Origin of the sequence: Streptomyces sp. NPDC102259 (assembly GCF_044766465.1) — a bacterium.
GTDB lineage: Bacteria > Actinomycetota > Actinomycetes > Streptomycetales > Streptomycetaceae > Streptomyces.
Map to the genome: position 1 here is coordinate 421,799 of NZ_JBIWMA010000001.1, position 20,276 is coordinate 442,074.

The following is a 20,276-nucleotide window of genomic DNA, read 5'->3' on the forward strand; positions in this document are numbered from 1 at the left end:
CGTCTACCGGGTATCCAAAGTGTTCATGTGGGGGAACCGGTGCGGGATGAGAGGGAAAAGTGACCGCTGCGCAGCCTGACGTCACGGTGGTCATCGGGGCGTACGAAGCGATGCCGTACCTGGTCGAGTGCCTGGCATCGGTCGAGGCGCAGACCCTCGACGCGGCGCGCCTGGAGGTCATCGCCGTGGACGACGGCTCCCAGGACGGCACCGGGGAGTATCTGGAGGAGTTCGCCGCCCGCGCGCCCATGGCCGTCACCGTGGTCCGCCAGGAGAACTCCGGCGGCCCCAGCGGGCCGCGCAACGTAGGCCTCTCCAAGGCCACCGGGCGCTACGTCTTCTTCCTCGACGCCGACGACCGGCTCGGCGTCGAGGCCCTGGAGCGCATGGTGGCCATGGCCGACCGCAACGGCACGGACGTGGTCCTCGGCCGGGTCGAGGGCATCAACCGCAAGCCGCCGAAGTCGATGTGGGGCGAGACCCTCGACCGTACGGACGTCTACTCCTCCAACATCAAGTTCACCCTCAGCGCGCAGAAGCTGTTCCGCCGGGAGTTCCTGGAGCGCCACGGCATGCGTTTCGACGAGTCGCTGTGGACCGGCGAGGACGCCCTGTTCACGATGGAGGCCTATCTGCGGGCCGACGGCGTCTCCGTGGTCGCCGACTACACCTGCTACTACCTGGTGGGCCGCACCGACGGCAAGCAGGTGACGAAGAGCGGGAGTTACACCCTGCGCTTCGACTCCGCGCGCGCCCTGATGGGGCTGCTGGAGCGGCTCGTCCCGCCCGGCGCCAAGCGGGACGTGCTCATGGTCCGCCCGTTCCTCGTCACCGTGCTGCCGCAGTTCGGGCCCGTCTTCCTCAGGAACGACGAGGAGATCCGGCGCACCAAGATGGAGCTGGCCAAGCCGCTGATGGACACCTACTGGAACGAGGGCGTCGCCCAGCGGCTCCGGGTCCACGAGCGGCTGCGCCTGGAGCTGGTGGCCCGGCAGCGCCCCGAGCTCCTGGTGGACGTCCTCGAGTTCATCAAGGCCAAGAGCGAGCCGGTACCGGTCCTGAAGAAGCGCGACACCCAGCTCTTCCTGGCCTATCCGCACTACCGCTCGCGCACGGCCGGCCTGCCCGACCGGATCTACCTGGCCGAGCCCCGCGAGGCCAGGGAGTTCCCCGGCTGGCGCAAGGACCCGACCGAGACCTTCCTGCGCGGCTTCACCCGCAAGGTCCGCCGCAGGATCCGCCGACTCCGCCGCCCGATGCGACCGGGCGGTCGGGCGGCCGCGTGAGCCCGCACGGCTGCGGTGCCGCGGTGCCGCACGGCCGCGGTGCCGTGCGGCCGTGCTCGCGGGACCTACTTGCTCGGCTTCAGCGCGCGGCGCAGCGGGCCGCCCACCGCGCGCTTCGCGCGACGGTAGATCGACGGGGCGGGGATGACCGCGGCGGCCTTGGCCGCGGCCTTCGCGCCCGGCCGGTTCTTCGCCAGATCCCGCTTCAACTGGGCGTTGTGGGAGTCCAGTTCGGTGATGCGCTGCTGGAGCCAGCCGAACCTGTCGGCCAGCGAGGCGAGGTCGGCGTGGTTCCAGGGGCGCACGCCCGCCGGGAAGGACAGCGAGCGCAGCTTCTTCTCGAAGGCCACGCCGCCGTCGCCGTGGGTGAAGGTGTTCGGCAGCCCGTTCTTGTCCAGGAACGCGGTGAAGCGGTCGAAGCGCTCCTTGTGGTTGCCGCTGAGCCCGGTGAAGTCGGCCTCCTCGTACAGCTCGGCCGGGTCGAGGTCCGCGGTCACCTCGCTGAGCAGCCGGTGGGGTATCTCGAAGTAGCGGCACAGCTCCAGCGTGCGCGAGTCGAAGGCCAGCACGGTCGCGGGCGTGCCCGCCAGCAGCGCCGCGATGTTGCCGTGGATGCGCGAGCCGAACGAGTAGTCGAAGTCCCGCAGGTCGTCGATCCAGGTGATCGGGTCGATGTAGACCCGGGCCTTGTCCTCCCGGTACATGGGGTGGTCGGGGTGGGTCGGCATCTCGGTGATCCGGCCGGCCGGGGAGTCCACGTCCCGCCAGTGCAGCTGCTTGGCGTCGGTGAGGTTCTGGCCTATGTAGCGCAGGTTCGGGTAGCGCTCGTGGGTGCGGGCGATGACCTTGTGCAGACCGCCGCCGCGCACCGCGGTGTGCGAACCGTTGACGGCGATCCGCGACTCCGCGGTCAGGGCCGCCGTCTTCTTCTCGACGGGCAGCCGGTCGCCGTGCATGAACATCGACGGGCAGCCGATGACCTCGACGTCGCGGAAGCCCATGTCGGTGAGGTACTGCTCGGTGAACTCGCCCCGCACGCCTATGGAGGCGCTGCGCTCCAGCACCGCCGCGCAGAAGGCGCGCACGCTGGGCTCCATGGGCTTCAGCCGCGCCGGGTCGTAGGTCACACCGGTCTGCGCGCCGACACCCATCACCACGACCGGGATCTTCAGCTTCCCGATGAGCCTGGTCAGCCGCTGGAGCGGCTGCTCGAAGGTCGGCCGGAAGGCGTTGGCGAGGGGCACGACGAAGGCGTCGTACTCCTCGTTGATCCGGGCCGCCGCGTTCACGTCGGTCCGCATGCCGTTCGAGAAGACCTCGGAGTCCGGCGTGGTGAGGATCTTGTGCGCGGCATCGCTGAAGATCAGGTTGCCGGAGTTGGTGGCGATCACGTCGCGGTGGAGGGCTTCCTCGACCGGGACGACGTCGAAGGGGCTCTTCCCCGACCTCAGGAGTATGCGCTTCACAGGGCGAACTGTAGGTGACACAAACTTCAAAATAAATTTGTGTTCTCTTCAAATTACATGGGGAACCAGTACAACCTTTTTGCCGTACGCAAAGCGTGAGCGAACGGTTACAGCGCGAGCCTGTCCGCGAGCTGAAACTCCCGCGCGGCCTCCGCCCCCGTTCGCGTAGATTGCCAGGCGGGGAGCCGTCGACCTACGCGAGGAGCGAAGACCAAGGTGGCAGGGGCAAGGCAGGCCGTGAGCGAGGCCCGCAGGATCGTCGTCAAGGTCGGCTCCTCGTCGCTGACCACCGCCTCCGGCGGACTCGACGCCGACCGGGTCGACGCGCTCGTCGACGTCCTCGCCAAGAGCCGCAGCGGAGGCGAGAAGGAGATCGTGCTCGTCTCCTCGGGCGCCATCGCCGCAGGGCTCGCCCCGCTGGGCCTGCGCCGCCGCCCCCGGGACCTCGCCCGCCAGCAGGCGGCCGCGAGCGTCGGCCAGGGCCTGCTCGTGGCCCGCTACACCGCCTCCTTCGCCCGGTACGGCGTCCGCGTCGGCCAGGTACTGCTGACCAGCGACGACATGAGCCGACGGGCCCACCACCGCAACGCCTCCCGCACCCTCGACGAACTGCTCGCGATGGGCGCGTTCCCGATCGTCAACGAGAACGACACGGTGGCCACCGACGAGATCCGCTTCGGCGACAACGACCGGCTCGCCGCCCTCGTCGCCCACCTCGTCCACGCCGACCTGCTGGTCCTGCTGTCCGACGTCGACGGCGTGTACGACGGCGACCCCAGCAAGCCGGGCACCTCACGGATCGCCGAGGTGCGGAGCCCCGAGGACCTGGCGCACGTCGAGATCGGCAGCACCGGCAAGGCGGGCGTCGGCACCGGCGGCATGGTCACCAAGGTCGAGGCCGCCCGGATCGCGGCCGCCGCCGGCATTCCCGTGGTCCTCACCAGCGCCGTCCACGCGGCCGACGCCTTCACCGGCGGGGACACCGGCACCTACTTCCACGCCACCGGCAAGCGCTCCGCCGACCGGCTGCTGTGGCTCCAGCACGCCTCCACCCCGCAGGGCTCGCTCACGCTGGACGACGGGGCGGTGCGCGCGGTGGTCGACCGGCGTACCTCGCTGCTGCCGGCCGGGATCGCCGCGGTGGAGGGCGAGTTCAGCGCGGGCGACCCCGTCGAGCTGCGGGACGCCCGGGGGCGCGCGGTGGCCCGCGGCCTCGTCAACTTCGACGCCAAGGAGATCCCCCAGCTGATCGGCCGGTCGACCAGGGATCTGGCACGGGAGCTGGGCGCGGAGTACGAGCGCGAGGTCGTCCACCGGGACGACCTGGTGATCCTGCACCCGTAAACCCGCTCGAACGGTCCGTACCGGTGGGGGACGTTCCGTGAAACCGCCCCGCGGAGCGGTGCGGCCTGCTCAACTTTGTTCCAGGGACAGAGAACGCGGGACACATTCCGCACGAGCGCTGCGTAAAGGAGGCCGTCGTGAGACGAGTGCGCCCTGGGGTGGCAGCGGCCCGTGGGAGTACCGGCGAAACCGGTTCGACGGCGTCGCGTACGGCCGGTCCGGCTCAGTCACGTGTCGCGGGTCCTGCGCCGGCGCGCGCGCCGGGTGAGGAGCGCGCGCTGACCAGTGTGGCGGCCGGCGACCGGTACCTGGCCCAGGAGGGCGCCGAGTCGAAGGGCGAGCAGCCCGTGGACGTCCCCCGGCTGTGGCACGTCACCCTCAGCGTCTCCGGCGAGGAGGCCCCGCTGAAGGAGGTCCGGCGGGCCCTCGAGCAGCTCGCCCACGACCACCCCTTCCTCCTGACCAGCAGATACGCGGGCGACCACGCCGAGATCCGCTACTGGGAGGAGGCCCGCGACCTGCATGACGCGGCCGCCGTCGCCCTGCGGCTGTGGGGGGAGCACCGGCAGACCGCCGGGCTGCCGCCCTGGGAGATCGTCGGCCTGGAGGTCATCGACCGCCAGACCTACCACCAGCGCATCGCGGCGGGCTACGGACCGGCCCCCGCGACCCCGGTCGGCGTCCACCCGTACTGACGCTTTCGCCGCCGGGCGCCGGGGTGTCCCGGGACGTATCGCGTGGCGTGTCTCGTGGTGTGTCTCGTGGCGCATCTCGGGGTGTGGAACGAACGGTGGACCGGCCCGCGCGGCGCACTACGCTTCCCTTATGACCACGCTCTCGCCGTACGACTCCATGTCCCCGGTCACCCGTGCCGCCTACCGCGCCAAGGCGGCCGCCGCCGACCTCGCGCCGCTGCCCCGGGCCGCCAAGGACGACGCGCTGCTCGCCATCGCGGACGCGCTGGAGGTCCGTACGAGCGAAATCGTCGAGGCCAACGCGAAGGACATCGCCAAGGCCCGCGAGGCGGGCACCAGCGAGTCGATCGTGGACCGGCTGACCCTCACCCCGGAGCGGGTGCGGGCCATCGCCTCGGACGTCCGGGACGTCGTCGCGCTGCCCGACCCGGTCGGCGAGGTCGTCCGCGGATCCACCCTCCCCAACGGCATCGACCTGCGCCAGGTCCGTGTTCCGCTCGGCGTCGTCGGCATCATCTACGAGGCCCGCCCGAACGTCACCGTGGACGCCGCCGCCCTCTGCCTGAAGTCCGGCAACGCGGTCCTGCTGCGTGGCTCGTCCTCCGCCCACGAGTCGAACACCGCTCTCGTCCGGGTGATCCGCGACGCCGTCGGCGGGGCCGGGCTGCCCGCCGACGCCGTGCAGCTGGTGCCCGGCGAGGGCCGCGACAGCGTGCGCGAGCTGATGCGGGCCCGCGGCCTGGTCGACGTCCTGATCCCGCGCGGCGGGGCCTCGCTCATCCAGACCGTCGTCACGGAGTCCACCGTCCCGGTCATCGAGACCGGCACCGGCAACTGCCACGTCTACGTCGACGCCCACGCCGACCTCGACATGGCGATCGACATCCTGATCAACTCCAAGGCGCACCGGGTCAGCGTCTGCAACGCCGCCGAGACCCTCCTGGTCCACCAGGACATCGCCGCCCGGTTCCTGCCGCGCGCCCTCGACGCCCTCGCGGAGGCGGGCGTCACCGTGCACGCCGACGAGCGCGTGCTGGCCTACGCCGAGGACTCCAAGGCGACCGTGGTCGAGGCCACGCCCGAGGACTGGGAGACGGAGTACCTCTCCTACGACATCGCCGCCGCCGTCGTCGACTCCCTGGACCGGGCCGTCGAGCACATCCGGCTGTGGACCTCCGGCCACACCGAGGCCATCGTCACCACCTCGCAGCAGGCCGCCCGCCGCTTCACCCAGTTGGTCGACTCCACCACGGTGGCCGTGAACGCCTCCACCCGCTTCACCGACGGCGGCGAGTTCGGCTTCGGCGCGGAGATCGGCATCTCCACCCAGAAGCTGCACGCCCGGGGCCCGATGGGCCTCCCGGAGCTGACCAGCACCAAGTACATCGTCACGGGCGACGGGCACGTACGGCGCTGAAACCTCCTCCGGGGCGTCGTGAGCGGTGTCTCATCCGGCGGATGAATTTCCCTGCCGACTGCCCAAATTGACCCCCCAGGTCTACTCTGGATTCGTGCCGGAGGACGTGGGGGGTACGCCGTTCCCTGACGGCTGGGAGCCCGACGACGACCACGACCGCGGGGTGTCGGACGAAGAGTTCGCCTCCGTGGTCTTCGACGAGGCGTTCATCAAGGCGGCCGTGGTGCACGAGCCGACCGCCGTCGAACGCCTCCTGGCCGCCGCGGAGGCGAGAGCCGAGGCCGAAGCCCGCCGTGCCCGCGCCAGAGGCGACCGCTACGACGACGCCTACGGTTCCGACGGACCCGGCGATTTCGGCCATGATCCCGAACTCGACGATCTGGACGACGCCGACCTGCCCGAGGCGTGGGAACGCCGCTACGGCGACCCCGGGGCCTACGGCAGGCAGGTCCGCTGGCATCGTCCCGTCGCCTGGATGCTCGCCCTCGTCATGGGCGTCGGCATGGTCGCGCTGGCCTTCGCCGCGGTCTACCGGGGCGCCTCGTCGAGCAGCCGGGATCAGCTGCCCTCGCCCGCCACGACCGGTCTCGAACAGGGGAGCGTGCCGCCGCCCTCGGCGTCCGCCGACTACTCCCGGCCACCCGTCTCGGCCGTTCCGCCCAAACCCTGAACGTCTGTCAGAAGTTGTCGTACGGCAGGGCGTTTACCCGGGGTCCGTGAGACCTACTCTGAAAGTATGGCCGGTCCTGGAGACCCACCGGAGGGGACACCCGAGGGCACATCCGGAGGTGGAGAGGACGAGTACCGATCCGTCGTCTTCGACGAATCGTTCGTCCGTGCTGCCCGTATCCAGGAGTACTCCGCGCAGGAGCGCATGGCCGACCACGCGCCCGCCGTCCGCCGCAGACCGCCCCGGCACCGGGGCCTGTCACGACAGGCGCTGATGCTGGTCATGCTGATCGCCGTCGCCTTCGGCACCGCCGTCTACATGGGTGTACGCAACCCCTACCAGAGCCCCCTGGCGCGTCGGTCCGTCGAGCCCCTGCGGATGACCGTCATCCCGCTCTCCCCGCTGGGCGTGGTACCCGGGGCGGCCGATCCCGAGTCGCTGTTCGCGCACAGTCCCGCCGCGCAGTTCCGCATCGGCGCCGAGGGCATCCCGCTGCCCGCCTCCCGGCGCACCGCGCACTTCTCCGACAGCCAGGTCGTCACCGCCCTGACCGCGGCCAAGGAGTACATCGTGCACTCCTCCCTCTACCCGGAGGTGCTCACCCGGCAGCAGGTGCGACCCGTGCGGGCCCTGGTCGCAGCCGAGCAGCTCGACCAGTTCGACGAGAGCTTCAGCCATCCGACCGCCGACGGCAGACACGCGCCGACCGGCTGGCTGGTCCGCTTCGACCCCGCCCAGGCCCAGCTGGCCGACAGCAGCATCCGCGTCCAGGGCACGCTCCAGGCCGCCGAGACCGACTCCGCGACCCTCGAGGTCACCGCCGACCACACCTTCGTGTACGCGCTGCGGCCGACCGGCGCGGGGGCCGACACCTCGGCCTCCCTCTTCACCGTCCGCCGCGAGCTGCACTTCCGCTTCGACCGCAACGACCTGCGCACCCACCAGGTCCAGCTGATCGTGTCCTACGTCCAGGCCGGCCCGCTGTCCTGCGCCGAGGACTCCACGAACCATCTGCGGCCCCTGCTGGCCGGCCAGACCGCGAAGACGGGCGGCCCGGCCGGCACGGACCCCTACGCGACGGGCGGCGCGACGGCCCTGTGCGGATCGCTCGCGACGAGCGCCCAGCCGAAGGTGTGAACCCGCTCAGGGGCGCGCTCGCACGGCGGATCAGCTGTCGGCGCGCGGAGGCGTGTCCGTGGGCCCGTCCGGACCGCCGTCCGAGCCGTCCGAGCTGCCCTGCGAGCCGGCCGAGCCGTTCCTCGGCGGCTGGTCGTCCGCCGGAGCCGAGCCCGCGAACCCGCCGAAGCCGCGCCGCACCCGGCCGCCCAGGTCGCCGGCCCCGCCCGCGATGTCGCTGACCAGCTTCATCAGCGGGTCCTTGGAGCTCTTGACGCTCGTCGCGTAGTGGCTCGCGGACTCGCGGAAGGAGTCCGTCACCGAGGTGTCTTTGTCCTCGGTGCGCCGCGGGTAGTGGCCGTCCATGATCCGCTGGTGGTCGCGGGACTCGGCCCACTTCTTCAGCTCGGCCGCGCGCACGGTGGTGAAGGGGTGGGTACGGGGCAGCACGTTGAGGATCTTCAGCACGGAGTCGCGCAGGTCGCCGCCGGCCTCGTACTCCTCGGCCTGCTTCAGGAACGCGTCCACGTTCATCTCGTGCAGGTGGTTGCCGCCGGCGATCTTCATCAGGCCCCGCATGGAGGCCTTCAGGTCCTGGCCGACGAGGAGACCCGCCCGGTCGGCGGACAGCTCCGACTTGCGGAACCACTCGCGCAGCGCCGTGACGATCGCCATGATCGCGAGGTTGCCCAGCGGGATCCAGGCGACTCGGATCGCCAGGTTCGTCAGGAACAGCAGGATCGTGCGGTACACGGCGTGCCCGGACAGGGCGTGACCCACCTCGTGGCCGACGACCGCGCGCATCTCCTCCTCGTCGAGCAGCTCGACGAGGCCGGTGGTGACCACGATGATCGGCTCGTCCAGACCGATGCACATCGCGTTGGGCTGCGGGTCCTGGTTGACGTACATCGGCGGGACCTTCTCCAGGTCCAGGATGTAACAGGCGTCCCGCAGCATGTCGTTGAGGTGCGCGAACTGCTGGTCGGAGACCCGAACCGAGTCGGACAGGAACAGCAGCCGCAGGCTCCGCTCGGGCAACAGCCCGCTGAGCGCCTTGAACACGGTGTCGAAGCCGCTCAGCTTGCGCAGCGCCACCAGGGCGGAGCGGTCGGCCGGATGCTCGTAGGCACGGGAGGAGATTCCCGGGAAGCGCCTGCGCTGCCTGCTCGGCACGTTCTCCCGGCCGGTGTCGTTCTGCTCGTGGCCGTCGTCGGACATGTCTTCCCCCATGTGCGTCTGTGTGGCCGCTACCTGCTGTGTGGCCCTCTGCCTGACCTTTACGGACCCTTGTGCGGCCCTTTGCGCCCCCGAAGCCGAGCCCAGCCTAGGCGGAGTTACCGTGGACGGGCACTACACCGAAGGAGTCCCGCCCCATGGAGCACCACCCCGCAGCCGCCTGGCTCACCGAAGCCGCCGGCGCCGCCCAGCAGCAGGGGGCGGGGAATCTGCTCCGCGTCGTACTGGTCGTGATGATCCTGGGCTGTGCGCTCACCGCGTGGTTCCTGTTGCGGGGCTACAAGCGGAAGGACGACTGAGCCGCCGGGAAGGTTCCCAATGGCGGAGTCGGCGTGATCGCCGCCCGGCCGCCCGCTTACGATGGGCCGACATCTTTATCCCGCCCACCGGATAGGTCCTGCCGAAGATGAGCCTTCACAGCACCGCTGCCCAGCTGGTCACCCTCGCCGCCGAGGGCGAGGAGCACGGTGGCAACCACGAGAGCCTCAGCCCGCTGGTCACCGGTGGCAGCGCGTTCCTCATCCTGCTGCTCCTGCTGTGGATCACCACCCGCTTCAACCGCGACCGCTGAGACGCGACGTGTTCACCGACGGGCAGTCCGGCATAGCGGGGCGCTCCGGGCATCCGCCGGCCGGGGCCCCGGAACCGGGCCGGTAGGGTCTGCACGCATGGGAGAGCAGGACATGCCTACCGGCCCGTCGAACCCGGGAAAGCGCCGCCTCGGCGTCATGGGCGGAACGTTCGATCCGATCCACCACGGACACCTCGTGGCGGCCAGTGAGGTCGCCGCGCAGTTCCGCCTGGACGAGGTCGTGTTCGTCCCGACCGGCCAGCCGTGGCAGAAGAGCCACCGCAGTGTCTCCCCGGCCGAGGACCGTTACCTGATGACGGTCATCGCGACCGCCGAGAACCCGCAGTTCTCGGTGAGCCGTATCGACATCGACCGCGGCGGCCCCACGTACACCGTGGACACGCTGCGCGATCTCCGGTCCCTCAACCCCGAGAGCGACCTGTTCTTCATCACCGGCGCCGACGCCCTGGGTCAGATCCTGACCTGGCGGGACAGCGAGGAACTGTTCTCCCTCTCGCACTTCATCGGCGTCACCCGGCCGGGACACAACCTGACGGACCCCGGTCTGCCCGAAGGCGGTGTCTCGCTCGTCGAGGTGCCCGCGCTCGCCATCTCCTCCACAGACTGCCGTGCGAGAGTCGCCAAGGGCGACCCCGTCTGGTATCTGGTGCCTGACGGAGTCGTGCGCTACATCGACAAGCGCGAGCTGTACCGCGGCGAGTGAGCCGAGAGGGGTACCGGTGAACGACCGATACGACGCGGGGTACGGGGGCGACCAGTACGAGCTCGTCGGCTACGACGAGTTCGGGCAGCCCGTCTACCGACAGGTCCCGTCGCAGCAGGTGCCGCAGCAGTCCTACGACCCGTACGGGCAGCAGGGGCAGCAGCCGCACCAGCCCCAGGGACAGCAGGGACAGCAGGGGTACGGCTACGACCCCTACGCCACGGGCGGGCAGCAGCAGACGCCCGCCTACGACCCGTACGACACCGGTCAGCAGCCGCCCACGCCCGCCTACGACCCGTACGACACCGGCCGGCAGGCTCCCGTCGGCTACGACCCCTACGGCACCGCGACCCAGGCCCCGTACGACCCCTACGGGCAGACCGCCGCCGGTGGACAGCAGCCCCGGGTCGAACAGCCTCGCGTCGCCGAGCAGACCGCCTACATCCCGCAGCAGGGCGGTCCGGTCGAGACCGGCGCGAAGGCAGCGGCCGACACCGGCATCGACGTCGACGGACGGCCCGGGGCCGCGGTGGACGGGCGCGATGCGCCCGGAGCGCCCGGGCTGCCCCAACGCGACTACGAGACCGAGCAGTTCGCGTTCGTGGAGGAGCCCGACGGCGACTCCGAGGACGTCATCGACTGGCTGAACTTCACCGAGAACCGCACCGAGCGCCGTGAGGAGGCCAAGCGCCGCTCGCGCAGCCGCCTCGTCGCCCTCGCCGTGGTTCTGGCGCTGGTCGCGGTCGGCGGAGTGGGCTACCTCTGGTACGCCGGGAAGCTGCCCGGCCTGTCGTCGTCCCCGGACTCCGGCACCGGCACCACGACCGCCACCGCCGCGCAGAAGCGTGACGTGGTCGTCGTCCACCTGCACAACACCTCCGGCGGCGGCACCTCCACGGTGCTGCTCGTCGACAACACCACCACCAAGCAGGCCGCCACGGTCCTGTTGCCCAACTCGCTCGTCGTCACCGACGAGGACGGCACCACGACGACCCTCGCCAAGTCCGTCGACGACGACGGCTCGGCCGGTACGCGCGACGCCCTCGACACCGTCCTCGGCACCGACATCGAGGGCACCTGGCGGCTGGACACGCCCTACCTCCAGAACCTCGTCGACCTCGTCGGCAACATCGAGGTCGACACCGACGCCACCGTGCCCGACCCGGCCGCCAAGAAGGGCGGGGCACCCCTCGTCAACAAGGGCAAGGGCCAGACCCTCAGCGGCAAGATGGCCGTCGCCTACGCCACCTACCGCGCCACGGGCGAGGCCCAGAACGCCCAACTGCAGCGGTTCGGCCAGGTCATGCAGGGAGCGCTGCGCAAGGTGTCGTCCGACGCGCAGGGCGCCACCGTCACCGTCCAGACCCTGGCGCAGATCCTCGACCCCTCGCTGACCGACAAGGACCTCGGCGCCTTCCTGGCCAAGCTCGCGGACCTCGCCAAGAGCGGCGACTACAAGACCGCGCTGCTGCCCGTGCAGACCGACGGCACCCTCAACGCGGAGGCCAGCGCGAGCGTCGTCAAGGACGTCCTCGGCGGCGCGGCCAAGAGCCCCGACAAGGACGCGGCCGTCAGCGTCTCCGTCCAGAACGCGAGCGGCACCAAGGCCTACACCGAGGACGCGCGCGTGGTGCTCCTCAACGGTGGCTTCACCTTCCTGGAGGCCGGCACCCCGTCGAGCACGACGGCCGCCTCCCGGGTGCTCTACGCGGACCCCGCCGACAAGCAGAACGCCACCGAGGTCGCCCAGACCCTGAGGCTGGACGCCGACGCGGTGAAGAAGGGCACGGTCTCCGGGAACGCGGACGTCGCGGTCGTCCTGGGCGAGGACTACGAGCCCTCCTCGGCCGGATCGGCCGGTTGAGATCACTCGCGGGGCGGGACGGAAACGGCCCCCGCGCGGGTGATCCCTTCATCACGTGGGGTGCCGTCGGCGGTCCGTGAGACCCTTGGGGACAAGTGTCCGCCGACGGAAAGCCACGTAGTGACCGCCACCGACCGCTCCATCGAGCTCATCCAGTCCGCCGCCCAGGCGGCTGCCGACAAGCTCGCGCACGACATCATCGCGTACGACGTCAGCGACGTGCTGTCGATCACGGACGCCTTCCTGCTGGCCTCCGCGCCCAACGACCGCCAGGTCAAGTCGATCGTCGACGAGATCGAGGAGCGCCTCCAGAAGGAGCTCGGCGCCAAGCCCGTACGTCGGGAGGGTGACCGCGACGCCCGCTGGATCCTGCTCGACTACGTCGACATCGTCGTCCACGTCCAGCACAGCGAGGAGCGCGTCTTCTACGCTCTGGAGCGGCTATGGAAGGACTGCCCCGAGCTGGAGCTGCCCGCCGACGCCAAGGCGACCCGCGGCAAGGCCCAGGAGCACGCCAAGCTGCAGGCCGAGGCCGAGGAGGACGACGCCGCCGGATTCGGGGACCTGCGGTGAGCGCCCCCGCGGGGCCGGCCGCCGAGCGCCGGCCGGGCCGTGGCCGCCGCATCATCCTGTGGCGGCACGGCCAGACCGCCTGGAACGTGGAGCGCCGCTTCCAGGGCACGACGGACGTGGAGCTGACCGAGACCGGTGTGGCCCAGGCCCGCCGCGCCGCCCGGCTGCTCGCCTCCCTCCAGCCCGACGCGATCGTCTCCTCGGATCTGTCGCGGGCCGCGAACACGGCCGCCGAGCTCGTCGCCCTCACCGGCCTCGAAGTGACCCACGACGAGGCCCTGCGGGAGACGTACGCGGGCCTCTGGCAGGGGCTGACGCACGACGAGATCATCGCCGGTCACGGTGATGAGTACACGGCGTGGAAGCGCGGCGAGCCGGTCCGCCGAGGCGGCGGCGAACTGGAGACCGAGGTCGCCGACCGCGCCGCTCCCGTGGTGCTGCGGCACGCCGACAAGCTGCCCGAGGACGGCACGCTCGTCGTCGTCAGTCACGGCGGCACCATCCGCACCACCATCGGCCGTCTCCTCGGCCTGGAAGCCCACCACTGGGAAGCCCTCGGCGGTCTCTCCAACTGCTGCTGGTCCGTCCTCGGTGAGGACGCTCGGGGCTGGCGCCTGCTCGAGCACAACGCCGGCACCCTGCCCGAGCCGGTACTCGGCGACGACGACTGAGCGCCGTGCGGCCGCCGGGACCCGGATTTCACTTTCCGGCAGGTCGCAGGCTAAAGTTCTTCTTGTTCGCCCGCCGAGCGGGAAGAACGCAAGGGGCTATAGCTCAGTTGGTAGAGCGCCTGCATGGCATGCAGGAGGTCAGGAGTTCAATTCTCCTTAGCTCCACGGATCACCTGGTCTGTCGGTCGACACTCTGTTGAGTTGTCAAAGATCGGTAGCGATCGGTCGAGATCTGTTCACAAGGATCCCGCCCCCTCAAGGGGCGGGATTTTTTGTCGCCCCGTTCCGCAGCGCGGCCGTGCGGCGCTCCGTCTCCTCGTCGTTCGGCGTGTAGACGACGATCCGGCACTCGGGCATCCCGTTGATCGACAGTGACATCGACGTCATCCGCAGCTCGCCCACCGCCTCGTGCCGGAAGACCTTCACACGGCGGCCGGGCTCCGCCACGTCACCGGACGCCCAGAGCCGCGCGAACAGCGGGCTCGCCTGCGACAGCCGGCGTATGAAGTCCTCCCACCCGGGCTCACCGGCATGCAGCCCGTACGACGCCCGCAGGGTCGCCACCATCACCGGCAGCTCCTTGTCCCGGAACAGCAGCGGGCAGTCCTGCTCCCGGACCGTGAACAGCCGCCACAGCGCGTTGTTCGGCCCCGGCGTGCAGGCGTCCACCGGCGTGATGAACAGGTCGTCGTAGACGGCGTTGGCGGCCAGGATGTCGTAGCGGGAGTTGTAGACCACCGCCGGCCGCGGCGCCAGGGCGTCGATGATGCCCTGGATCTCCGGGCCCACGCTCTGCACCAGAGCCTCCGGCACGGCCGCGTAGGGCACCTCCGCCAGGTGGTACAGATGCTCCCGCTCCGGCGGATCGAGCCGCAGCGTGCGCGCCACGGCGTCCAGGACCTGCGCGGAGGCGTTGATCGGCCGACCCTGCTCCAGCCAGGTGTACCAGGTCACGCCCACGCCCGAGAGCTGCGCCACCTCCTCGCGCCGCAGTCCCGGCGTGCGGCGCCGCAGCCCGGGTGGCATCCCGACGTCACCCGGTGTCACCCGGGCCCGCCTGCTGCGCAGGAAGGCGGCCAGCTCGGGGCGGCGCCGATGCGCCGACGCCGGCGCGGGCCGCGGCGCCGGTCGCGGCTCCGGCCCTGTGTCAAGCCTCGTCTCCGGCCTGGTCTCCGTGCCTGTTCGCGTCACCATCGTCACGTCCCCCATCGTCACGTCCCCCCACGTCCCCATGGTCGACCCCCCGCCCGTCCTCTGCCAGGTGCCGTCAGTACCAGCATCGGCGGGCTCTCGGCACCCGTACCGGATCCTCGTCACGCTCGACGCATGACGACGACACCCCGGACGAGCCCGGTCCCCGCGCCCGTCCCACCCGCTTCAAGTCCTGCCGCCAGTAAAGACCCTGGCACTGACAATCGGCCTCGGCGGCTGCTGGCGGTCGTGCTCGCGGCCCAGTTCATGGCACTGCTCGACGTCTTCATCGTGAACGTCGCGGCCCCCACGATCGGTTCCGACCTGAACGCGTCCGGCGCGGACCTCCAGTTGGTCGTCGCCGGATACGCCATCACGTACTCCGTGCTGCTGATCACCGGCGCGCGTCTCGGCGACCGGTTCGGGCACGGCCGCGTCCACCTCGTCGGGCTCGCTCTGTTCACGACCGCCTCGCTGGCCTGCGGGCTGGCCCAGGGCAGTACCGAACTGATCGTGTTCCGGCTGGTGCAGGGCGCCGGGTCGGCGGTGATGATCCCGCAGGTGCTCAGCCTGATCCAGCGCACGTTCACCGGCGAGGCCCGGGTACGGGCGCTTGGCGCCTACTCGGCGGTCCTCGCCGTCGGCGCCGCGGCCGGGCAGGTGGTCGGCGGCGTCCTCGTCGCCGCCGACCTGCTGGGCACCGGCTGGCGTCCGGTGTTCCTCGTGAACGTGCCGGTGGGCCTGGTCCTGCTGGTCGTCGGCGGGCGCGTCCTGCCCCGTGGCGGGGGAGTGGGGCGGCCAGCGGTGGGCGCGGGGGCGCGGGAAGGGGCGCGCGGGATGGACTGGCCCGGCCTCGTGCTCCTGGGCGCCGCCGTCTCCCTGATCACGGTGCCGCTCGTGCTCGGACAGGAGAAGGACTGGCCGCTGTGGGCCTGGGTGTCGCTGGCCGTCGGCGCGCTCGCGCTGGCGCTGTTCCGTGGCTACGAGGCCCGGCTCGCCCGGCGGGGCGGCGCTCCGCTGATCGCGCCCCGTGTGTTGCGTCACCCCGGGATGGGTCTCGCCGTCCTGCGCGTCCTGGCCGTCATGGCGGTCAACGGGGGCTTCCTGTTCGTACTGACCCTGCACGTCCAGGGCGGCCTCGGCTACAGCGCGCTGCGCGCCGGACTCACCTTCGCGCCGACCGCGGTGGTCTTCGGGGTGGTCGGACTGACCTGGCGCAGGTGGCCCGCCTCCTGGCAACGGTCCCTGGCCCCGGCGGGGTTCACGCTCACCGCGCTGTCCGTGCTGGGAGTGGGGCTGGCCTTCCGGGGCGGCGACCACGGTGGTGCCCTGCTGTACGCGGCGTACGCCGGTGTGGGCGTCGGGCTCGCCCTCGCCTTCAGCCCGACGCTCACCGGGGCGCTGGCGGCGGTGCGGCCCGAGGACGCGGCGGACGCCAGCGGACTGCTCGCCACGGTGACCCAGCTCGGGCAGCTGATCGGCGTCGCGGCCTTCGGCACACTGTTCTTCCACCGGCTTGAGTCACTTGGGGGCCAAGAGGCGTATACCTCTTCGGAAGCGCTTCTCACATGCATGTTCGCGCTCGCTACGACAGCTGTCCTGGGTGCCGTGTCCGGACTGGTACTGAGGCGTCGCTGACCGTATTGGCCCGGCCGTGGCAGAATCAAACGGCCGGAAGGGAGCGCGGCCCGACGGGAGGGAGTAGCGATGCCTGCGAGCATCCTCGGAGAGGTCGGTCACCTCTCCGATGCGGCGGTGACACCGGACAAGGCCACCCGGCTCAGCTGCCCCTCCTGTGGTTCCGGTCATGTGGCCCAGGTTCTTGGTGACAACGGCGGGATTTCCTACGTGTGCACGGCCTGCGGCCACAGCTGGAGCTGATCGATGGGTGCACACAGGCGAAAGTGCGACTGGTGCGGCAGCGGCACCCCGATCGTCCGTGACATGGAGCCGGTCAACCCCGACTACCAGTACTGGTGCGAGGAATGCGCGCGGGCGCTGATCATAAAAGGCGACCCGATCGAGACGTATCGGGAGCTGGAGGGCGAGCCGATCTACGGGCGGCTCCTCGAGGAGCACTGCACGCTCAAGCGGTTCTACTCGTTCGTCACCGCTTGACCTGCATATCGGGTGAAATCGGACAGGGCGGAATCGATTTGGTGGTCCACCCCCGGGGCCGGTAATGTTGGCGTCGCCGCCGGGGAAACCGGGCGGCACGGTCAGCACGCGGCTTCGCCGCCAGGCCGCGAGGGGCTATAGCTCAGTTGGTAGAGCGCCTGCATGGCATGCAGGAGGTCAGGAGTTCAATTCTCCTTAGCTCCACAGCAGATCTCGCCGGATCGAATCCGATCCGGCGAGATTTTTTTGCGTTCGGATTGCGTTCCGACATTCCCTCTTCGGACATTCCGTCAGGATCGACGCTTCGGGGCCGCCTGTTCTCAGGCGGCCCCTTGTCGTCCGTCGGTCTGTCGTCTGTCGGTCCGGTCCGGTCCGGTCCGGTCCGGCGTCGGCGTCGGCGTGGCGCTCTAGCGGCCGAGGGCGCGGCGGCCGCGGCCCTGGGAGAGGACCGGGAGGTTGCGGGCGGGCGCCTGCGCGCGCGTGTCCTCCTCGACCCGCAGGGCCAGCGCCGGGCAGCGGCGTACCGCGCGCAGCGCCTTCGCCTCCGCGTTCTGCGGCACCTTCGCCTGTGCCACCGTCGGGAAGCCGTCGGCGCCGAGCTGGAACACCTCCGGGAGGATGTCGGCGCAGAGGCCGTGGCCGCGGCACAGCGTCCAGTCGACGAAGATCTTCTGGCGGCTCGAGCCGCTCTCCTCCGGCGCGTTGCCGCTCGTGATGGCCGCCGGGGCCATGCCGGCCTCGAAGAGCGGCAGAACGCCCTCCACGGGGCGTCCGCAGCCGTTGCCGAGGACATGGGCGGCCAGGTCGTCGGTGAACGCCTTGATGGTCGACTCCAGGAACATCGCGGAGCCGTCCGGGTGCGAGCACGCGCCGCGCCGCTTGACGTTCTTGGCGACCTGCTTGAGAGCCTCCAGGGCGGCCGGGCCGCCGCCGTTGATGATGTCCTCCATGCCCCGCGCGGCGGCCGGCAGGCCGAGGTAGCAGGGACCGCACTGTCCCGCGCTCTCGTCGGCCAGCCACTGGGCCACGCGCAGCGACTCGCCCAGCGGGCAGGTCTCCTGGCTGATCGGCAGGATCGCGCCGGCGCCGAGCGCCCCGCCCACCGCGTCGAGGGAGTTGCGGGAGACGATCGCCTCGTTGACGGTCGCCGCGTCGATCCACTTGCCGTGGTAGCCGCCGGTCAGCACGCCCTGGGGCACCGGCGGGGCGCCGGCGAGCTGAAGGACGTAGCGCAGCGGCACGCCCGTGGGAACCTCGATCACCATCGGGCGGGCGACCGCGCCGGAGACCGTCAGCAGGACGGTGCCCGGCTCGTCGTACAGGCCGGTGTTGCCGTAGCGCTCCGGGCCGATGCGGGCGGCGATGGCCAACTGGGCGAACGTCTCGGCGTTGGAGAGCAGGGTCGGTGCGCCGCCGACGCCGTTCTGCGAGGCGCTGATCTTGCGGCCGGGCGGGATCGGCGGGCCGCCGTCGATGGAGCGGACCAGTGACGCGGCGGCGCCGGTGACCATGCGGATCGGGTTGCGTTGGACGAACGCCTTCAGCGCCGATCTACGGCCGTTGCTGAGGCCGCGCTCGGCGAGCGCGGCCTCCATGGAGCGCTGGGTGGATTCGCGGGTGACCCCCACCACGAGCGTGCGGGCACCCAGCGCCTCCGCGACCAGCAGCGCGCCGTCCAGGATGAGGTGTGGGGCACGGTTGATGAGCACCGTGTCCTTGCGGCAGGCCGGTTCGTCCTCGCTGCCGTTGACGACGACGACCGGTCGTACGCCGCGCTTGATCGCCGCTTCGGCGACCGAGCGCAGCTTCTTGTGGAAGGGGAAGCCCGCGCCGCCGCGGCCCTTCAGGTTGATGTTCTCGGAGAGCTTCGCGAGTGCCTCTCCGCCCAGGGGTTCGAGCGGCCCGTGCACCTTCAGGTGCATGGGCAGATCGAGTCTCTCGACAAGGTCGAAGCCCGACGTGAGCTGTGGAAGCCCGACCACGCGGACTTCTGGGACGTCGGGCAGGGCCTCGTTCACCTATAGCCTCCGGAAGGCGTGTTCCAAGGTTCGCCCGAACCCGGCGCGTCGAACGACGAGCCAGGTGATGGTTCATTGGCGGGACCGCTGTTGTACGTGTCGTTCTGGTTGTACGTCCCGTAAGGGGGGTTCGTCTCACCGGTGTCGTACACGTCACGTCCGCCGTACCCGGCGGTACCCGAATTGTCATAGACCGGGATGTTGAATCCCGTGTCCTGGAGCGGGTCGTAGGCCGACGGGGGCGCCTCGCCGACCGGCGGCGGGGACGGGACCGGCCAGCTGCCCGAGGTGCTGCCGCCGTTGTCTACCCGGGGGATGGCCTCGGTGGCCTGGATGTCGAACGGCAGGTTCATCCGCGCCGTCTGGTCGGCCGCGTAGGGCTGCTGCTGGCCGCGCTGCGGTGTGTTGACGGCGCGGTAGGCGGCCGCGAAGCCGTTCGCGGGCTCCTGGGCGGCGGGCGCGGGCGTGCCGTACAGCGACGACGACGGCGGGGACATCCGGGTGGAGCTCATCGTGTCGGTCAGCGGCGAGCGGCCCGAGCGGCCTTCGTAGCCGGGCAGCGCGGTCGATCCGGTCTCTCCCACACGCGCGCGTGACGCGTCCAGGCCGTCCATGGCGGAGCGGTCCTGCGTGCCCAGGATCGTGGCGATCCGGTCGGCGACCTTGCGCTTGAACGGGCGCGGGGCGGAACGCAGGGCGAGGGCGGCCATGACGCCGGCCAGGCACAGCTCGTACGAGACCATGAAGAACGGCTTGGCCGCGCGCCCTGCGAACAGGCCGTGGATCAGGGCCGCGCACAGCGCCGGGTAGGCCAGCATGTGCATGGCGCGCCAGCGGGCGGCCACCTCGGCGGGCGCGGCGAAGCGGTTGCGCAGCGCGCCGGTGATGCCGACGAAGATCATGAGCAGGGCGGCCAGGGAGCCGAGGCCGATGAGTCCGGCACTGCCCTTGATGCCCAGGCTGAACGGGATCAGCGCCGCGATCAGGACCGTGTGCTGCAGCACCAGCTTGACGGAGATGTGTACGACGAGGAACGCGATGGAGCCCACGGCGGTCACCCGGTGGATGGCCTGCGCGATGATCCGCTGACGCGTGTTGAGGATGAGCCGGTCCTGGGCGACGAGACCCCAGATGACCGAGCAGGTGAGGCATACCAGTGACAGCACGCCCGCACCGAAGTTGAGGAATGCCTGGAACTGGTCGCCGCCGACCAGCACGACCACGGGTATGAGGACCAGGACGACAGCCGTCGCCACCCCGTAGGCCGACCGGCCGGGCTTGGGAAGCGAGCTGTTACTAGAACGAGGGTTCATGGG

The 20,276-nt window shown here is 70.8% G+C and carries 20 protein-coding genes and 2 tRNA genes; 17 read left to right on the top strand and 5 right to left on the bottom strand.

Annotation, left to right across the window (positions count from 1 at the left end; translation table 11 throughout):
* Positions 1–59: 59 nt before the first annotated feature.
* Positions 60–1,286, top strand: a complete 1,227-nt coding sequence (locus ACIRPU_RS01915; RefSeq protein ID WP_403860324.1) for a glycosyltransferase family 2 protein — start codon at positions 60–62, stop codon at positions 1,284–1,286.
* A gap of 65 nt (positions 1,287–1,351) precedes the next feature.
* Here ACIRPU_RS01915 and ACIRPU_RS01920 read toward each other — a convergent pair whose 3' ends face one another.
* Positions 1,352–2,752 carry a polysaccharide pyruvyl transferase family protein gene (locus ACIRPU_RS01920; protein WP_403860327.1) on the bottom strand — a complete coding sequence of 467 codons (1,401 nt, stop codon included), beginning with the start codon at positions 2,750–2,752 and terminating at the stop codon, positions 1,352–1,354.
* A gap of 237 nt (positions 2,753–2,989) precedes the next feature.
* Here ACIRPU_RS01920 and proB point away from each other — a divergent pair, with 237 nt between their 5' ends.
* From proB to ACIRPU_RS01945, 5 genes are all read left to right on the top strand, one after another.
* Complete coding sequence (proB, locus tag ACIRPU_RS01925; RefSeq protein ID WP_403861556.1) at positions 2,990–4,096, top strand: glutamate 5-kinase; 1,107 nt, start codon at positions 2,990–2,992, stop codon at positions 4,094–4,096.
* 137 nt (positions 4,097–4,233) lie between these two features.
* Complete coding sequence (locus ACIRPU_RS01930) at positions 4,234–4,791, top strand: hypothetical protein (protein WP_355701311.1); 558 nt, start codon at positions 4,234–4,236, stop codon at positions 4,789–4,791.
* Positions 4,792–4,921: 130 nt separating this feature from the next.
* Positions 4,922–6,208: a glutamate-5-semialdehyde dehydrogenase gene (locus ACIRPU_RS01935; protein WP_403860332.1), complete on the top strand. Its 1,287-nt coding sequence runs from the start codon at positions 4,922–4,924 to the stop codon at positions 6,206–6,208.
* 67 nt (positions 6,209–6,275) lie between these two features.
* Positions 6,276–6,878 carry a hypothetical protein gene (locus ACIRPU_RS01940; protein ID WP_403860335.1) on the top strand — a complete coding sequence of 201 codons (603 nt, stop codon included), beginning with the start codon at positions 6,276–6,278 and terminating at the stop codon, positions 6,876–6,878.
* A gap of 66 nt (positions 6,879–6,944) precedes the next feature.
* Complete coding sequence (locus tag ACIRPU_RS01945) at positions 6,945–8,015, top strand: hypothetical protein (protein ID WP_403860338.1); 1,071 nt, start codon at positions 6,945–6,947, stop codon at positions 8,013–8,015.
* Between the two features lie 30 nt (positions 8,016–8,045).
* Here the strand turns inward: ACIRPU_RS01945 and ACIRPU_RS01950 are convergent, their stop codons facing one another.
* Positions 8,046–9,212 (bottom strand): M48 family metallopeptidase, encoded by a 1,167-nt coding sequence (locus ACIRPU_RS01950; RefSeq protein ID WP_403861559.1) that lies wholly within the window; start codon positions 9,210–9,212, stop codon positions 8,046–8,048.
* A 155-nt stretch (positions 9,213–9,367) separates the two neighbouring features.
* Here ACIRPU_RS01950 and ACIRPU_RS01955 point away from each other — a divergent pair, with 155 nt between their 5' ends.
* The 7 genes from ACIRPU_RS01955 to ACIRPU_RS01985 all read left to right on the top strand — a co-directional run bounded on the left by ACIRPU_RS01955 (position 9,368) and on the right by ACIRPU_RS01985 (position 13,798).
* Complete coding sequence (locus tag ACIRPU_RS01955; protein WP_328481903.1) at positions 9,368–9,529, top strand: hypothetical protein; 162 nt, start codon at positions 9,368–9,370, stop codon at positions 9,527–9,529.
* A 107-nt stretch (positions 9,530–9,636) separates the two neighbouring features.
* Positions 9,637–9,801, top strand: coding sequence for a hypothetical protein (locus ACIRPU_RS01960; RefSeq protein ID WP_310430738.1), 165 nt, complete (start codon positions 9,637–9,639; stop codon positions 9,799–9,801).
* Between the two features lie 97 nt (positions 9,802–9,898).
* Positions 9,899–10,525, top strand: a complete 627-nt coding sequence (gene nadD / locus ACIRPU_RS01965) for a nicotinate-nucleotide adenylyltransferase (RefSeq protein WP_355701307.1) — start codon at positions 9,899–9,901, stop codon at positions 10,523–10,525.
* 16 nt (positions 10,526–10,541) lie between these two features.
* Entirely contained in the window at positions 10,542–12,389 is a 1,848-nt protein-coding gene (locus ACIRPU_RS01970) for an LCP family protein (protein ID WP_403860343.1), read from the top strand.
* A 120-nt stretch (positions 12,390–12,509) separates the two neighbouring features.
* Entirely contained in the window at positions 12,510–12,962 is a 453-nt protein-coding gene (gene rsfS / locus ACIRPU_RS01975) for a ribosome silencing factor (RefSeq protein ID WP_403860346.1), read from the top strand.
* The gene (locus ACIRPU_RS01980) at positions 12,959–13,633 is read left to right on the top strand and encodes a histidine phosphatase family protein (protein ID WP_403860349.1); all 675 of its coding nucleotides are present in this window, start codon (positions 12,959–12,961) and stop codon (positions 13,631–13,633) included. Before rsfS ends, ACIRPU_RS01980 begins: the two co-directional genes overlap by 4 nt.
* Positions 13,634–13,725: 92 nt before the next feature.
* Positions 13,726–13,798 (top strand) — tRNA-Ala (locus ACIRPU_RS01985).
* 90 nt (positions 13,799–13,888) lie between these two features.
* Here ACIRPU_RS01985 and ACIRPU_RS01990 read toward each other — a convergent pair.
* Positions 13,889–14,659, bottom strand: coding sequence for a helix-turn-helix transcriptional regulator (locus ACIRPU_RS01990; RefSeq protein WP_403860352.1), 771 nt, complete (start codon positions 14,657–14,659; stop codon positions 13,889–13,891).
* A gap of 414 nt (positions 14,660–15,073) precedes the next feature.
* On the opposite strand from ACIRPU_RS01990, the gene ACIRPU_RS01995 reads away from it, so the two are divergent.
* The 4 genes from ACIRPU_RS01995 to ACIRPU_RS02010 all read left to right on the top strand — a co-directional run bounded on the left by ACIRPU_RS01995 (position 15,074) and on the right by ACIRPU_RS02010 (position 17,146).
* Positions 15,074–16,462, top strand: coding sequence for an MFS transporter (locus tag ACIRPU_RS01995; RefSeq protein ID WP_403860355.1), 1,389 nt, complete (start codon positions 15,074–15,076; stop codon positions 16,460–16,462).
* Positions 16,463–16,531: 69 nt separating this feature from the next.
* Positions 16,532–16,705 carry a hypothetical protein gene (locus ACIRPU_RS02000; protein ID WP_403860358.1) on the top strand — a complete coding sequence of 58 codons (174 nt, stop codon included), beginning with the start codon at positions 16,532–16,534 and terminating at the stop codon, positions 16,703–16,705.
* 3 nt (positions 16,706–16,708) lie between these two features.
* Positions 16,709–16,942 (top strand): hypothetical protein, encoded by a 234-nt coding sequence (locus ACIRPU_RS02005; RefSeq protein WP_003976229.1) that lies wholly within the window; start codon positions 16,709–16,711, stop codon positions 16,940–16,942.
* A 131-nt stretch (positions 16,943–17,073) separates the two neighbouring features.
* Positions 17,074–17,146, top strand: a tRNA-Ala gene (locus ACIRPU_RS02010).
* A gap of 203 nt (positions 17,147–17,349) precedes the next feature.
* Here ACIRPU_RS02010 and ACIRPU_RS02015 read toward each other — a convergent pair.
* Together ACIRPU_RS02015 and ACIRPU_RS02020 are read right to left on the bottom strand one after the other, a co-directional pair.
* Positions 17,350–18,960 carry an NADH-ubiquinone oxidoreductase-F iron-sulfur binding region domain-containing protein gene (locus ACIRPU_RS02015; RefSeq protein WP_355701301.1) on the bottom strand — a complete coding sequence of 537 codons (1,611 nt, stop codon included), beginning with the start codon at positions 18,958–18,960 and terminating at the stop codon, positions 17,350–17,352.
* A complete protein-coding gene (locus tag ACIRPU_RS02020; RefSeq protein WP_403860361.1) occupies positions 18,957–20,273 on the bottom strand; it encodes a ferric reductase-like transmembrane domain-containing protein in 1,317 nt (438 codons plus the stop codon). The genes ACIRPU_RS02015 and ACIRPU_RS02020 overlap by 4 nt, the downstream gene beginning before the upstream one ends.
* Positions 20,274–20,276: the final 3 nt, after the last annotated feature.

What these genes read in the sequence shown, in the direction of transcription:
- ACIRPU_RS01935 (WP_403860332.1), top strand. Translation starts at nt 4,922, where the DNA reads ATGACCACGCTCTCGCCGTACGACTCCATGTCCCCGGTCACCCGTGCC.
- ACIRPU_RS01945 (WP_403860338.1), top strand. Translation starts at nt 6,945, where the DNA reads ATGGCCGGTCCTGGAGACCCACCGGAGGGGACACCCGAGGGCACATCC.
- ACIRPU_RS01950 (WP_403861559.1), bottom strand. Translation starts at nt 9,212, where the DNA reads ATGTCCGACGACGGCCACGAGCAGAACGACACCGGCCGGGAGAACGTG.
- ACIRPU_RS01955 (WP_328481903.1), top strand. Translation starts at nt 9,368, where the DNA reads ATGGAGCACCACCCCGCAGCCGCCTGGCTCACCGAAGCCGCCGGCGCC.
- ACIRPU_RS01960 (WP_310430738.1), top strand. Translation starts at nt 9,637, where the DNA reads ATGAGCCTTCACAGCACCGCTGCCCAGCTGGTCACCCTCGCCGCCGAG.
- nadD (WP_355701307.1), top strand. Translation starts at nt 9,899, where the DNA reads ATGGGAGAGCAGGACATGCCTACCGGCCCGTCGAACCCGGGAAAGCGC.
- ACIRPU_RS01990 (WP_403860352.1), bottom strand. Translation starts at nt 14,659, where the DNA reads ATGCCACCCGGGCTGCGGCGCCGCACGCCGGGACTGCGGCGCGAGGAG.
- ACIRPU_RS02000 (WP_403860358.1), top strand. Translation starts at nt 16,532, where the DNA reads ATGCCTGCGAGCATCCTCGGAGAGGTCGGTCACCTCTCCGATGCGGCG.
- ACIRPU_RS02005 (WP_003976229.1), top strand. Translation starts at nt 16,709, where the DNA reads ATGGGTGCACACAGGCGAAAGTGCGACTGGTGCGGCAGCGGCACCCCG.
- ACIRPU_RS02020 (WP_403860361.1), bottom strand. Translation starts at nt 20,273, where the DNA reads ATGAACCCTCGTTCTAGTAACAGCTCGCTTCCCAAGCCCGGCCGGTCG.